Annotated in this window: 10 protein-coding genes; 5 read left to right on the top strand and 5 right to left on the bottom strand. The window is 61.5% G+C overall.

Features of this window, described 5'->3' with window-relative positions:
- Positions 1-50: 50 nt before the first annotated feature.
- The 5 genes from cfaB to hflK form a co-directional block, all read right to left on the bottom strand.
- The gene (gene cfaB, locus ACQKEN_RS00155) at positions 51-1,238 is read right to left on the bottom strand and encodes a C17 cyclopropane fatty acid synthase CfaB (RefSeq protein WP_427682795.1); all 1,188 of its coding nucleotides are present in this window, start codon (positions 1,236-1,238) and stop codon (positions 51-53) included.
- Between the two features lie 277 nt (positions 1,239-1,515).
- A complete protein-coding gene (locus tag ACQKEN_RS00150; RefSeq protein ID WP_427682793.1) occupies positions 1,516-3,471 on the bottom strand; it encodes a cation-translocating P-type ATPase in 1,956 nt (651 codons plus the stop codon).
- On the bottom strand, positions 3,468-4,535 hold the full coding sequence (locus ACQKEN_RS00145) for an SPFH domain-containing protein (protein WP_427682792.1): 1,068 nt from the start codon (positions 4,533-4,535) through the stop codon (positions 3,468-3,470). Before ACQKEN_RS00145 ends, ACQKEN_RS00150 begins: the two co-directional genes overlap by 4 nt.
- Positions 4,532-5,563, bottom strand: coding sequence for a protease modulator HflC (gene hflC, locus ACQKEN_RS00140; protein ID WP_427682790.1), 1,032 nt, complete (start codon positions 5,561-5,563; stop codon positions 4,532-4,534). The genes ACQKEN_RS00145 and hflC overlap by 4 nt, the downstream gene beginning before the upstream one ends.
- An 11-nt stretch (positions 5,564-5,574) precedes the next feature.
- A complete protein-coding gene (gene hflK / locus ACQKEN_RS00135; protein ID WP_427682788.1) occupies positions 5,575-7,542 on the bottom strand; it encodes a protease modulator HflK in 1,968 nt (655 codons plus the stop codon).
- Between the two features lie 421 nt (positions 7,543-7,963).
- Here hflK and lpdA point away from each other — a divergent pair, with 421 nt between their 5' ends.
- From lpdA to ACQKEN_RS00110, 5 genes are all read left to right on the top strand, one after another.
- Positions 7,964-9,364 (top strand): dihydrolipoyl dehydrogenase, encoded by a 1,401-nt coding sequence (gene lpdA, locus ACQKEN_RS00130; protein WP_427682786.1) that lies wholly within the window; start codon positions 7,964-7,966, stop codon positions 9,362-9,364.
- Between the two features lie 194 nt (positions 9,365-9,558).
- Positions 9,559-11,178, top strand: a complete 1,620-nt coding sequence (locus ACQKEN_RS00125; RefSeq protein WP_427682784.1) for a glucan biosynthesis protein D — start codon at positions 9,559-9,561, stop codon at positions 11,176-11,178.
- Between the two features lie 459 nt (positions 11,179-11,637).
- Positions 11,638-12,942, top strand: coding sequence for an O-antigen ligase family protein (locus tag ACQKEN_RS00120; RefSeq protein WP_427682782.1), 1,305 nt, complete (start codon positions 11,638-11,640; stop codon positions 12,940-12,942).
- Between the two features lie 13 nt (positions 12,943-12,955).
- On the top strand, positions 12,956-14,239 hold the full coding sequence (locus ACQKEN_RS00115; RefSeq protein ID WP_427682780.1) for a hypothetical protein: 1,284 nt from the start codon (positions 12,956-12,958) through the stop codon (positions 14,237-14,239).
- A 221-nt stretch (positions 14,240-14,460) separates the two neighbouring features.
- Complete coding sequence (locus ACQKEN_RS00110; RefSeq protein ID WP_427682778.1) at positions 14,461-15,162, top strand: substrate-binding periplasmic protein; 702 nt, start codon at positions 14,461-14,463, stop codon at positions 15,160-15,162.
- Positions 15,163-15,198: the final 36 nt, after the last annotated feature.

The raw sequence follows: 15,198 nt of genomic DNA, 5'->3' as shown, positions 1-15,198 counted from the left end.
GCGCATCCAAGGCCTGTGGGAGTGAGCTGACTGCCACAGGCTTCAGGCAATCACCTGTACACATCATCTCGCGTCAGCGGCAAATTATGGCTGCCGTCCGCATGCGGTTTTACCGCCAGGATCTGGTGCAAGTTGATCCAGCCCTTGGAAAACGCGTAGGCACAGCCGGCCAGATACAGCCGGAAGATCCTCAACGCTTGTTCCGGCACCATCGCCGCGGCGACGTCGAGCTTCTCTTCCAGACGGGCGCTCCAGTGTTCGAGCGTCTTGGCGTAGTGCAGGCGCAGACTTTCCACGTCGACCACTTCCAGACCGGCCTCGCTGATGAATCCGGAGATCATCGACAGGTGCGGCAGCTCACCGTTGGGAAACACGTAACGATCAATAAAGTCACCCGCGCCACGCCCGACAGGCCGCCCGTCAGTGTGCCTGGCGGTAATGCCGTGGTTCATCACCAGACCGCCCTCCCTCACCGCATCGAACAGGCATTTCGCGTAGAGCTCGAGATTGGCATGGCCGACATGCTCGAACATGCCGACGCTGACGACCTTGTCGAAACGACCGTCCTTGGGCAGATCCCGATAGTCGAGCAGCTGCAACTCGACACGGTCCTGCAGACCGTCCGCGCGCACCCGCTCCCGGGCCAGCGCCAGTTGCTCGCGGCTTAACGTGATGCCGAACACCTTGACGCCGTATTCACTGGCGGCAAAGCGGGACAGCCCTCCCCAGCCACAGCCGACGTCGAGCAGGTACTCACCCGGTTTGAGGCGCAGCTTGCGGCACAGATGATGAAACTTGTCCTGTTGCGCTTGATCGAGCGTCTCGCTGCCGGTCTTGAAGTACGCGCAGGAGTAGACCATCTCCCGGTCCAGCCACAGCCGGTAGAAGTCGTTGGAGAGGTCGTAGTGGTAGGAAATCGACGCGGCGTCAGTGGCCTTGTCGTGCTCGGTGCGCACAGGGAGATTGTTGTCGTCTTCTTCGTCCACCAGCGCTTTGGTCAGCTCGTCGCACACCCGGACCACTTCGCTGATCGAGCCTTCCAGCTCAAGCCGGCCCTCGACGAAGGCACTGCCAAGAAGGCCCAGACTTGGGTGGGTGAAATCGGAAACAAGGGAAGGGTCCTTGACCACGATCGTGACGCGGGGATCACTGCCCAAATCGAGTTCGTTGCCGTCCCAGAGCTTGAGACGCAGCGGCAGATGAAGGTTCTGTAACGCCGGTGGAAGTTGCGCGAGCATATGAAATCCCCCTGATCCAGGCACACGGAAAAGGGTAGTCCATAACCGACTCCAGATCAGGAGCCGTCAGGCGATCGGCTTGTTTTAACGACAACGAATCTACAACGGGTACAACCCTGTGCCCCAGAATTCGAGCCAATGTGACGCCTGCAAATGGAGCACCCCGAACAAGACTGGAGTTAATTTGTAACAGAGTCCTTCAAAGCTCAAGCGAATTTTAATACTTAGTGGAGCCCTCTAACCCGGCGCTTTCGGCGCTGGCGCCGGAGAATGTGGCTTAGGAGGGATTGTGAAACTTCGCAATAGGCTCGTGAAAACGCAGCAATCGACCCGCATTGCCCAGCACGAGCAGCGTGCTGAGGTTATGCAAAACCGCGGCAATCATGGCGCCTGCGGCACCCAGCACACCGAAAGCTGCCATGGCGACAATGGCCAGCGTCCAGCCGAGTCCGATGATCACGTTCACCTGCAAGGTGTGGCGGCACTGACGGCTCAGCCGCACACAGGTGCCCAACCGTCGCAGGTCACTGCCGATCAACACGATGTCGGCGGAGGCCAACGCGATGTCCGCCCCGCCCGCTCCCATCGCGACGCCAACCACCCCGGCCTTAAGCGCCAGGGAGTCATTGATGCCATCGCCGACGACCATCGGACGGAAGCCTTTTTTGATTTCGCTCATGACCCGATTGAGCTTGTCCTCGGGCAACGCCTGAGCGTGGATATCGCTGATGCCGACCTCGTGACCCAGGCTGTCGGCGACACTCTGGCGATCACCGGTCAGCAGCAACTGCCGGCCCAGGCCCAGCTCGCGCAGCTCACTCAGCGCCTGACGGGCCTCGGGCTTGAGGCTGTCGGCCAGCAGCAGCCAGGCCAGAAAGTGCCCATCTACCGCGAGGCCGGCAATCGGGCCGTCGTGATCGGGAATCGGCGAGGTCGCAATGCCCAACTGGGCGAACAGCTCAGGCCGCCCTAACGCCGCTTCACCCCGGGCGGTCTGCGCAACGACGCCCAGCCCCTGGCGCTCGCGAATGTCGTCCAGAGGGAGCAGATGATCTTTGTCGACCAACGTCGCCAGCGCGCGACTCACCGGGTGGCTGCTTGCCGAACCCAGGCTTGCCGCCAGTTCGATAACGTCGTCGCCCGCGCCCTCCTCGGCTTGGACCGATTGCAGACGCAGACTGCCGTAGGTCAGCGTGCCGGTCTTGTCGACGACCAAGGAAGTCAGATCGGCCAGCTCTTCAAGAAAGGCCGAACTGCGGATCAGGATGCCGTGGCGCGCGGCGACTGCAATACCGGCGATGGCTGTCGCTGGCGCTGACAGCACCAATGCGCAGGGGCAGGCAGCAACCAATACCGCCAGCATCGCCTGCGCGTTATTAGTGATGAACCAGGTAACAGCCGCGATCAGCAGCACCAGCACCATGTAGCTGCCGGCGTACTTTTCCAACAGTCGAGTGATGGGCGGTTTGGAGCGTTCAGCGCTTTGCATCAGCGCGATAACCTTGCCCAGGGTCGACTCGTTGCCGATACGCGTCACTTCGATACGCAGCAGCCCGTCGAGATTGATCGCGCCGCCGAAGACTTCCATGCCTGCGCGCGCTTCAAGCGGGACGGACTCGCCGGTAATGGGCGCCGTGTCGAGGCTGGCCTGCCCCGAGATCACCAATCCGTCAGCCGGGACACGGTCGCCGGCGCGCACTTCCACGCGATCACCCGCCACCAGGGTGCCGTTGTCGACTTCGCGGATCACGCCATCCTTATCGATCAATCGCGCATGGCTGCGGGTCAGACGGCCCAGTGCCTGAATGGCTTCCTGGGAGCCAATCACGCTGCGCTCCTCCAGCACGTGGCCGAAGATCATGATGATCGGCAGCAACGCGGCGGTCATCAGATCGCCCGTCGCCCAGGCGCCGAGCATGGCCAGCGCAATCAGTTGATCGGTAATGCCGTGCAGGCTGGGATAACGCAGGCTGTGCCAGCCGGCGCTGACCACCGGGATGGCCACCAACAGCGAGGCGGCGCCTAACAGCAGCTGGCTGACGCCGACTTGCTCGGGCGAGAAGAATCGCCAGACCAGCCCCAACGCAAGCAAGCCCAGGGCAAGCATCGCCAGCGTCAACTGTCGGGCGGCGCTGCGCTGTTCGCGGCTGGTGAGCATGCTGCCGGGCGCGACGGGCGCGGCATGCTTGTGAGAAGAGTCGTGGGAATGGTTATGCACGGCTTCGCTACTCATTTGTCAGCTCCCTGGATGATCAGGCGGGAATCGTCGCGGGGGTCGACCGTGGTCACTGAACCCGCCTGTTTCAGGATGGCAGGCACCCGCTCGCGGTAGATACGCAGCAGCAATCCGGGATCGCTCTTGTTCTGGATCGACTGCGCCAAGCCCGTCACCGCCGCAGTGTCGGTCTGCGCCTTGGCCAGCCGTTCTGACGCCTGGGCATGGGCGACCTGCAACGTGCGATCAGCCTGCTGATTGGCGGTCTGGTTGAGTTTCTCTGCATCCGTGCGCGCGTTTGCCACCGCCTGATCGGCCTGCTGACTCGCAGTCAGCACCGCGTTGAACGCATTCACCGCAGCCGCCGGCAGACTGGACTGGACGTCGACCCGCACCACTTCAACGCCCAGGCCGACGCCGGTGGCAGCGAGTTCACCAAGCCGCGTGTTGATGCCCTGCACCAGATCGCCACGCAGACGTTCGCGACGCTCGGCAGACTGGCTGTCGGAGCCCACCAGCTCGGGACGGGCCACCAGAATGGTGTCCAGATCCCGCGCCGCCGTGAGGCTGACGGCGCTGCGATTGACCAGGCGATCCAGCGCCGGCAGCACATGCTCGCCTTGAAGCACGAACGTTCGTGGGTCGGTCACTTTGTAGTACGCCGTCACGTCGAGTTGCACGACGCCGGCGTCGCCCGTGAGCAGATAGCCCGAGCCTGCCAGCGCGTCGCTCATCGGCGTCGCAAAGCTGGTGATCTTGTCGGCTGTCAACGCCGTGGGTGAACGCAACAGCGTCTCGACATGACGCTCTATCACGCGGTCAGCAGAAGGCAACAGCACCACTTGCTCGAACGGTTGTGGCCAGGCCAGCAGCAAGCCGGCGTTCTGCACGCGGTCCAGCTCGCCAAAGCGAAACACCACGGCGCGGTTCTGTGGATCGATTTCCCGCACATTGGAGACAGCCCAGCCGAGCGCCGCCAGCAGGGTCACGACATACAGCCCCAGAAACGCCAGCCGGCTGGCCTGCAGCCAGGGGCTGTTCACCACCGGTCGCTCGATGTGCGCCGCGTCTTGCTCATTCATGGCTGCGTTCCAGCCTTGCCATCCAAGGTCGGCGGGCCGTCTACGAGCACACGGAAGGGCGCGGCATCGGTGCGCAGAATCAGTTTGGTGCTCGGCCCCACCACAGTGCCGAGGGTGTCCAGCGAGCGCAGCAGGTTGTACAGCTGCGGCGAACCGGCATAGGCGCGGCCGTAAATCTGCGCCGCTTCGACGCGGGATTGCGCTTCGATGTCGGCGGCTTTCACGGTGGCGTCGGCCTCGACAATCCGCGCGTCGCGTTCGGCGGCAGAGCGGATCTGCGCCGCCTCGCGCTTGCCGATGGCGGTGCGCTCGGTGGCGATGGTTTCGCGCTCGGCGCGCATGCGGTCAACCGTCGCGTTGAGGGTCACCGACGGCAGCGTCAGACGTTCGACCCCCACTTGCAGGACGCGAACGCCATAGGTGGTCAGCAGTTGCTTGTCGATCTGCTGACGTAGCTGGTTTTCGAAATCGGCGATGCGTACCTGATTGGCGTCGGTGTTGATCAGGCTCGACAGATCGAAGCTTGCGGCAGTTGTTTCCAGTGCCGAGCCGACAAAGGTGCGGATCTGCCGCGCGGCTTCGTCGGGCTGGTTTTGCACGGCGCGCATGAAGCGCTTCACGTTGTCCGGATCGCCCTGCACCTGCCACGCCACGTACGCCTGAACGATGATGCGCAGGCCGTCACGGGTACCGACGTCCTGCAAGCCGCTTGAGGTGGTGCGCAAACGCAGGTCGACGGGGATCGCTGCTTCGAATGGCGCCGGCCAACGCCAGCTCAGGCCCGGATCAAGCAGCACCCGCGCCGGATTGCCGAAGCGCGTGATGACCGTCGCCTCGCCGGAGCGCACCTGCACCAGACTCGCGGCCGCGACCGCGAAGGCAATCAGCACCGCCGCCAACGCAGCACGACGCCACGGAAACACGGTCGGGCCGGAGGCTTCGCCATGGTGATGACCGTGATGGTGGCCGCCATGGCCGTGATCGGCATGGTCATGACCGGAATGATCGTGGGAATGAAACAGACTCAAGAGACGACTCCTTATTCAGCCGAGGGCTGTTCAGCTGACGGGGTCGACGCTGCGGGGTCGACCGGGAGGGTAAAGGAACGCAGATCGATGGTCGGCGCGCTGGTGCCGCCGAGCCGGTGATCCAGCACCAGCAACTTGGCGTGGGTCAGCCCCTGCGTCAGCTGACTGAAGTACTGCTCTAGAAGAAACGCCTGGCCCGCTTTGGCGTAGCCCTGCTGTTCAGCGCTGAAACGCAAGTCCGCACCTTGCGCGGTGGCCATGACTTCCCGCGAGGTCGCCGCTGCCTGATCGTGGGCCATGCTGGCGTGTAACTGCGCCACATTGGCCTGATCAGCCGCCGCGCCACGCTCCCGGGCGATCAGTGCCTGGGCGCTGATCTGCGCGGCCTGGACAGCGTGATAGGCGTTGGCCGCCCCTGCTGGCGGATGAATTGACTCGACCACGGTCGCAAGGATTTCTACGCCGCTGTCGAGTTTTTTCAGGTCACGCTGCACGGCGTCGCCGATGTCAGCCGCCAGATCATTGCGCTGCTCGCCCAGCAATTCGTCGAGGGTGCGAGAGGCAAAGTCGTGCACCAGCACCCGGCTGGCGGTGCTGCGAATAAGACTGGGGATGTCGGCGCTGTTATAGGTCGCGGCCAACGCGGCTTCGTCCGTCAAACCGATGCGATACACAAAGCGCACGTCCATGTTGACGATCTGAAAGCTCTGTTTGTCTCCCGAGCCGCTGGCGATCACTTGCGATTTGTCATTGATGTGCGTGGCGTCCCACAACCGGTTGGCAATGGCTGGCGGCGGGCCTTCGGCAGGGTCAAGCGTCTGCTCGACACCGGCTCCTTCCGAGACGCTGGTCGCCAGCTCGTGGACCACGCCATTTTCCACCGCCAGCACTGTTCCGAACGGCCAGGGCAAACCGGCATGCAGACCTGGCCCCAAGACTTCAACCGGTTTGCCAAACCGCTCGTAAATGCCACGGCCCTGCATGGGAATTTCGTGAACACCGCTCAGCAACCAACCGAGGCCGACAATGACCGCCAGCACCGGCAGAAAGGCTCGCCGCATGTAGGTAAACGCCCAGATCTGCCGCAGGTCGATGCCGAAGCGGTTGTGCAATTCGTTTTGCAGCGCCAACAGCGGGCGTGGTGGCCAGCGCAACAGGCCGGCGACAAAGCTGCTGGCAATCAGGCGTGGTTCAAGGCGTTCGTTGCGCGGGCTGAAGACGGACAGGAGCGCGCGGATGAGGAACTCGACTGCAACCAGCCCAGGCAACAGGCCGATCAATACCGCGAGCCGGGCGGGCCATAGACGATCAACGGAGGAGAAGAACAGGCAGAACGCCGTGACCAATAGCGTACCGACGGCAACCTTGGTGATCTGCGCCAACTGCTCGGCTTCAGGCCAACTGGCCTCAGACTCATTGCTGAATTGCCGCTCCAGCACCAGCAGCGCGAACGCGACCAACAGCAGCAGGCCGCCGACCACGTTGCCGACCAGGCCGACATTACTGCCCGACAGCGCAAGGTTCCAGATCAGGCCAATGCTGATCAGCGACAGCAGCGCCCAGCCTGCCAGCCAGAACACTGGCAATCCCACCTGGCCGACCATTGAGGTGCCGGCACCGCTGATGCGTCCGAGCACGCGGTCGTACCAGCCCAGCTCTTCGCCGTGAAGCAGCGCTTCATCGTCAGAGGCAGCTGCAGAGGGCGGTGCAATAACGCCGGCCCGCCACTGGCTGACTACGTGCGCCGACTGCAATGCCGCCGCCAGCACAAGCAGGCTGGCCGCGCTGTTGGTCAGCACCGCCGTCCACAGCGAGTTGGGAGAAAAAAGGTCGACGAAAAGCGACACCACCAGGCCGATAACGCCCATCGCTCCTGTCAGGTACGTCAGCCGTGAAAGACGTCTCGATTGAACAGCCGCCTGCTGAAATCGCGGCAGGCTCACCGGTGCAACGCCCTCATCATCCAGATCAACCCGCATTGCAACTCCAAAGCCCGTTTAACGCTGTAATCATCACCCTTCCCGCCCCGCCCAGTGGCGTTGCGTGACACTGCTTCAAGCCACGCTGACACAGGGCGTTACGATATAACAGAAGTCGTGAAATTTTCGTCTGATTATTCGTTTGCGCAGCGCTGGATGCGGGGTCAGACAGGCAGCAGACAGGTAGACATCGCCTGCCATCGTATCGAGTTAAGTCACTTTACATAGTGGAAGGTGCCTACCCGGCTAAAGCCGGTCCTACACACTTCCCGCGGTGCAGTGACCGAACTCGCTCGCTTGACTTTGAAGTGCTCGGGGAGAAATATTACAGCTATCATTTAAGCCGCCCGGGCAACGCGCGACATTTGTTCAGACACGGCTACGCTTCCCTCCATTCTGAGATTCCTCGAGGAGTACGTTCATGAGTCAGTACGACGTTGTCATCATCGGTGGCGGCCCCGGCGGCTACAACGCGGCAATCCATGCGGGCCAGAAAGGCTTGAAAGTGGCGTGCATCGAAGGCCGCGAAACATTGGGCGGCACGTGCCTGAACGTGGGCTGCATTCCCTCGAAGTCGTTGCTCCACGCCTCCGAGCTGTACGAGGCGGCAACGGGCGAGGAATTCAAGAAGCTCGGCATCGAGGTCACACCGACGCTGAACCTGACCCAGATGATGGCGCAAAAGGCTGAAAGCGTGACTGGCCTGACCAAGGGCATCGAGTTTCTGTTTCGCAAATACAAGGCCGACTGGATCAAGGGCTGGGGCCGCCTCTCAGGGCCCGGCAAGGTCATCGTCACCGACGCTGCAGGTGCCGAAACCGAGCTGACCGCCAAGGACATCATCATCGCCACCGGCTCAGAGCCGACGCCCCTGCCAGGCGTGACCATCGACAACAAACGGATTCTCGATTCCACCGGCGCGCTGTCATTGAGCGAAGTACCCAGGCATCTCGTGGTGATCGGCGCGGGGGTCATCGGTCTTGAGCTGGGCTCGGTCTGGCGCCGGCTTGGGGCGAAGGTGACAGTGGTCGAGTTTCTCGACCATGTCGCCCACGGCACGGACCTTGAGGCGGGCAAGACGCTGCATCGCTCGCTGTCGCGTCAGGGCATGGCGTTCAAACTCAGCTCGAAGGTCACCTCTGCTGTCGCTGCGGAAACCGGCGTCACCCTGTCCGTCGAACCCGCCGCCGGTGGTGAAGCCGAGCAGATTGAAGCGGACTACGTGCTGGTGTCCATCGGCCGCCGCCCGGTGACGAAAGGGCTGGGCCTGGAAACCGTCGGCCTGGAAGTGGACAAGCGCGGCGTCCTGCCCAACAACGGGCATCGCACGGCGGTGGAGGGTATCTGGGTGATTGGCGACGTCACGTCCGGCCCGATGCTGGCGCACAAAGCAGAGGACGAAGCCGCCGTGTGTGTCGAGCGCATCGTCGGCAAGAAGGGCGAGCTGAATTACAACCTGATCCCCAACGTCATTTACACCCAGCCCGAGCTGGCCAGTGTTGGCAAGACAGAAGAGCAACTGAAGGAGGAGGGTCGCGCTTACAAAGTGGGCAAATTCCCGTTCAGCGCCAACAGCCGCGCCAAGGTCAATCACGAAACGGACGGCTTCGCGAAAGTGCTCGCGGATGAGCGCACCGATGAGATTCTCGGCGTACACCTCGTCGGCCCAAGCGTCAGCGAGATGATCGCGGAGTACTGCGTGGCGATGGAGTTCGCCGCCTCCGCCGAAGACATCGCCCTGACCAGCCATCCCCATCCGACCCGGTCCGAAGCGCTGCGTCAGGCTGCCATGGGTGTCGGGGGGCCTATGACGCAGGCTTGAAATGCGCCGCCAAACTTGACCGCACGAGCAACACCTTGAAGCAAACTCGGTTGTGCCCTGAAACGATTTTTTTCCCTTTGCGCGAACAAGATGCCGAGATTGTTATCTGTTTGTTGGTAATTTGCGTTCAGCAAGGATTGGGAAAGCGCACTTTTTTGTGCAGGAAGGCACAGCATCTTCAGAGGCTTCACCATATGAATCGCAGGAATCTCTTGAAAGCGTCCATGGCGCTGGCAGCCTATAGCGCGCTGCCCGCCTCAGGTCTTTACGCGGCACGCGCGCTGGCTGCGGCGGCCGATGGCGTCATCGAACACTTCGACTTCAAGTCCTTGCAGGACAACGCCAAACAGATGGCCGGCAAGCCTTACGTCAGCACCAAGCAGAACCTGCCGCCTACCTTGGCGAACATGACGCCTCAGCAGTTCAACGCGATCAAGTACGACGCCGGTCACTCACTGTGGAACGACGTGAAAGGCCAACTGGACGTGCATTTCTTCCACGTCGGCGCAGGATTCAAGACGCCGGTGCGCATGTACAGCGTTGACCCGGCGACCCAGCAGGCGCGCGAGGTGCATTTCCGCCCTGAGCTGTTCAACTACGAAGCCAGTCGCATCGACCAGAGTCAGCTCAAGGGCGACCTGGGCTTTGCCGGGTTCAAGCTGTTCAAAGCCCCCGAGATTGCCATCAACGACATCCTGTCGTTCCTGGGTGCCAGCTACTTCCGCGCCATCGACAGCAACAAGCAATACGGCCTCTCCGCACGGGGTCTGGCGATCGACACCTACGCCCACAGCCCTGAAGAATTCCCTGACTTCACACAGTTCTGGTTCGAGAAGCCGACCAAAGACGCCACACGCTTCGTGGTCTACGCGCTGCTGGATTCTCCCAGTGCAACGGGGGCGTACCGCTTCGACATCGACTGCCAGGCTGACCGCGTGGTGATGGACATCGACGCGCACATCAATGCGCGGGCCGACATCGAGCAGTTGGGCATTGCGACCATGACCAGCATGTTCAGCTGCGGCACCCACGAACGTCGCATGTGCGACACCCTTCACCCGGAAATCCACGACTCCGACCGGCTGGCCATGTGGCGCGGCAATGGCGAATGGATCTGCCGCCCGCTCAATAACCCGGCCAAGATCCAGTTCAATGCGTTTGCCGACAAAGACCCGAAAGGCTTTGGTCTGGTGCAGACCGACCACGACTTCAAGACCTACCAGGACACCGTGGACTGGTATCACCGCAGACCGAGCCTGTGGGTCGAGCCGACGACGGCATGGGGCGAGGGCTCCATCGATCTGCTGGAACTGCCGACCACGGGCGAAACCCTGGATAACATCGTTGCGTTCTGGAATCCGAAAGTGCCGGTCAAGGCCGGCATGTCGATGAACTACGGTTATAAGCTCTACTGGAGCCCGCTGCCCCCGGTCAGCACACCGCTGGCACAGGTGCACGCGACGCGTTCAGGCATGGGCGGCTTCATCGAAGGCTGGGCACCGGGTGAGCACTACCCGGAAGTCTGGGCGCGGCGTTTTGCCGTGGACTTCAACGGCGGCGGGCTGGACCGGTTGCCGGAAGGTTCGGGCATCGAGCCGGTGGTCACCGTCTCCCACGGCAAAGTGCAGGATTTCAATGTGCTGGTGCTGCCGGACATCAAGGGGTTCCGCGTGACGTTCGATTGGTACCCGACCAGCGACTCCGTGGAGCCGGTGGAAATGCGCATGTTCATCAAAACTGGCGATCGCACGCTGAGTGAGACCTGGCTGTACCAGTACTTCCCGCCCGCACCGGACAAGCGCCGCTACACCTGAGCTTGATCAGCTGACAGCGTTGCGGGATTCAGGCTTGCCCGCGGAATAGCGTATTCGCCGCTGAATGTTCAGTGGTGAATACGCTGCACTTGTAACGAAAATGAGTCATAGAAAGTCGCCAGGCAGCCCGATTTTTTTCTCTTTTTAACAGCGTCAATTTTCTATCCGTCATAAAAATCAATAGCTTATGAATTCTGATATTGAGCCACTGCTAAATATGTCCGTAAATTTGACTAATTGATTGACAGCCCTCCCATCTACGGCTGATATATCCCTGTCGCGCCGCTTGCGAGGGGACCGAAACGCCCTTCTCCTCCCCCGCTGCGACCTCCCAAATCATCGCGAATTGCACGCCATCGACGGCCAACGCCGTGCGAGTGGGCGGTAGCTTCTTCCGCACGGCGGCCTGCTCACACGCTAACGCTTATCACACGTACAAATGCTCCCGAGGGGCTGCACATGATGTCGACTTCCCCCGTTTACGTTGAAAAACCTTCTTTGCTTTCATTCGAGAAATCCATGGCGATCGTGCTGGTTGCGATTAGCCTGATGCTGGTCGAGACCTTCAACGGAGCTCTGCGTTTCTATCTGGATCAGGCAGGGATTTCCGTATTGCTCTACGCCCCAAAGGTCGCGTGTCTGCTGTTCTTCGCACTGGAACTGCGCAGTTTCAAAGCCGGGCCGGGCGTCTGGCTGAGCCTGCTGGTGCTGTTACTGTCGGCAGGATGGGCAGCGCTGAATGGCGCTCAGGCCGGGAATTTCGCGTTCGCGCTGTACGGGATCAGCCCGCTGCTCTTCGGGATCGCCTGCGGTGACCAGATCATTCGCCACAAGCGCCTGTTCATGTGGGCGATTGCCTTCTGCCTACTGGCTTCGCTGGGCGGCATCGCCCTCGACCGGTATGTCAGTCTGCCGTGGAAGGGCTACAGTTACACCGTCGGCGGCACCGAGCTGAGCGCCAACACCGCATGGACCTCCGAAGACATGGACCGCCCGGCCGGATTCGCGCGAATCTCCAGCTCACTGGCCATCATCATCTCGATTCTCAGCCTGTACCTGATGGCGACCCTGCGCTCCAAGTTGCTGGGGTTGCTGGTCTGCGTGATAGGCCTCGCCGGCGTGATATTGACCACCAGCAAGGCGCCAGCATTGGCGTTTATCGGCGGGACCGGTCTGCTGCTGATCATGCGGTTTCGCTGGACGGCACGGGCGACCATCGTTGTCGCGGTCGTACTCGGCATGTCACTGCCCTTCGTGGCGATGATGACCGACTTCGATGCCAACAAAATCTCGGCCACCAGTTCGCTCGCATCCATCTACGACCGGCTGATCAACACCTGGCCCAACGTCATTCGGACGCTGATGGAGGAAGACAGAACGCTCACGGGTGTGGGCTTCGGGCTGGTTGGCAGTGCCGTGGCCGCCTTCCCGGTTCCCGGCGCGGACATCTTCATGGTGTCCGACAGCACCGTGGTTTATCTGTGGGCGACGTTTGGCCTGATGGGACTGTTTCTCTACGCCCTGCACATCCCGTTGTTTTTCATACTGGCCGACAGTGTCAGCCGTTATGGCCAGGCGTTGCTGGTGACGAGTTTTTGCATCTGTATTGTTAGCTGGACGACCGATACGCTGGAAGTTACCCTCGCGAACATGTTCTTGGGCATGGCAATCGGCCATGCGCTGGCCATGAAATCTCGGGGAAGACTGCGGGCCCCAAAGCCCCATGAGTTGCCCACGTGGAACGGCCTGCCGGGCCTGAGTTGACCGAGGCAATCCTATGAGCTTTCGCAGCATTGGCCTGAGCGGCCTGGCACTGATGGCCGCCCTATGCGCTGCCAATGTCGCCGTGGCCGAGCCTTTTATCGTCGGCGTCGCCACCCATTCAATGAATAACACCGGGCAACCGCTGCGCAGCCTTCAGATGGCGAGCGACGCTGGCGTCACGTCCATTCGCGATGACGCCTTCTGGTCCACCGCTGAACCCGTGCGGGGCCAGATGCAGATCATTGCGCCATGGCGTGCATGGCTGAGCACCGCCAAGGGACTGAATCTCGCCCCAATGGTCATTCTCGGCTACGGCAGCTCGTATCAGGGAGGCGCAAAGCCGCGCATACCTGCGGTCAAGATTCCGTACCTGAAATACGTGGACTATCTGACTCGCCAGCTGGGCAATCCGGTCAGGTTCTATGAGGTCTGGAACGAGTGGGACCTGGACGGCCCGGCCGATCCTCGCCTGAGCAATGACTACGTCACGCTGGTCCGTGAAGCGGCACCGATCATTCGCAAGAACAACCCCCAGGCGCTCGTACTCGCCGGCGCCGTAACGAACTTGGGCATCAAGAGTGGCTTCGTCGACCGCATCCTGGCGGCCGGGGTGATGAAGTATGCCGATGGCATCTCGTTGCACCCGTACGTGCACTGCGAAGGCAGCTACCGCAACACGCCGGAAAGCTGGGTCGGTTGGATGCGTGATCTGGACCGCCGAATCAGCACCAAGGTCGGCAGGCCAGTGCCGCTGTACCTGACCGAGATGAGTTGGCCGAGCCACAATGGCAATTGCGGCGTCAGCCCCGAACGACAGTCCGCGTATCTGGCGCGTGCGTACTTCCTCATCCGCACAGTGCCGAACGTCAAAGGCATGTGGTGGTATGACCTGATCAACGATGGCACCAACCGCACCGAGCAGGAGCATAACTTCGGCCTGCTCGATGCCGACCTTCGCGCGAAACCGGCTTATCCGGTGCTCAAGGCCATCAGTCCTTACCTGCCTGATTTCACCTACGAGCCGACCAACAGCCTCCAGTCCGACGGTGTCTTCCAGCTGGCATTCAGCAAGGGCCGCGAGCGGATTCTGGTGGCGTGGGTCAGCGGTCGCGAACACGAAGTCGCGATCAGCGCCCCAGCCATGAAAAACAAGCCGGTGCGCGTGCTCGATACGCAAACGCCGGACAAAGGCATGACTGACTCCCCGCAGCAGTGGGTGTGCGATGCCCAGCGCTGCTCGGCCCGGCTGACACTGACGGAGTTTCCGAAAATCATTCGTCTGAGCCCTGACCTCTGAGCCGCGACGCCTGACGACCGCACCTGTGCAAACCCGCCTGACCCTGTCAGCGCGGGTTTTTTTATGTGCTGCAGATTCAGATACTGGCAATACGACATTTACTGGACATGTCTTACTGCTACCTTACGACCTTGGGCAAGACACGCTGCCGGGGGGAACGTATGGGGCTTCGAGGAAGATTCATCGTTGGCTGTTTGCTTGGGCTGCTCATGCTGCCAGCCGTGGCTGAGCCGTACGTCGCAGGCGGAGCCCAGTGGAAGCCCTATGCCTACGAGGACAAGAACGGCCATCTGGTGGGGATCTCCATCGACATCGCGCGACGTGTGATGAAGCTGGCCAGCCTGGACGTTACCTTCGTCACCTACCCGGTCAACCGCCTGCAGTCGATGCTGCGCAAAGGCGAGATCGATATCAACTACGCTGACGCGCTGATCTGGAACAGCCCCGAGGAGCAGCGTCGATACGTGTTCTCCAAGCCCTATTCCATGGTCAAGGAGCACCTGTACTTTCTCGCCGACCATCCTGCGCGCGGCCAGCCCATCGCACAACTTGAGCACCTTACGATTGGCATGGTCCGGGGCTATAACTACTGGGCCGTGGACCCGGCCATCGAGAAGCATCGCCTGAACCGACTGGAAACCTCCAGGGACGAAGCGCTGATCAAGCTGCTCCAGAACAAACGCGTCGACGCCATTGCCATGGTCGACGACATTTTTGATGAGCTGATTTCAAGCAATGAGCTCGATCCCGGCCAGTTCGCCCAGGGCGCACGACTCAGCGAAGCACCGCTGGTGTTCAAGCTGCAGCCGCAATACGCCTCGTGGTTGCCACGGATCAACAGTGCGATCGACAGCCTGAGCAAGACGGGCGAACTGGAGCGCATTCGACGCAAGTATCTGCCTGGGACGCAGATGGCGAAGTGATCTTGCCGGCTGAAGCCAGTCCTGCTGGCAAAACGC

Source organism: Pseudomonas sp. NPDC078416, assembly GCF_050268485.1.
Taxonomy (GTDB): Bacteria; Pseudomonadota; Gammaproteobacteria; order Pseudomonadales; family Pseudomonadaceae; genus Aquipseudomonas.
The sequence above is the reverse complement of the archived record's forward strand: the minus strand, read 5'-3'. Positions and strand labels throughout refer to the sequence as shown.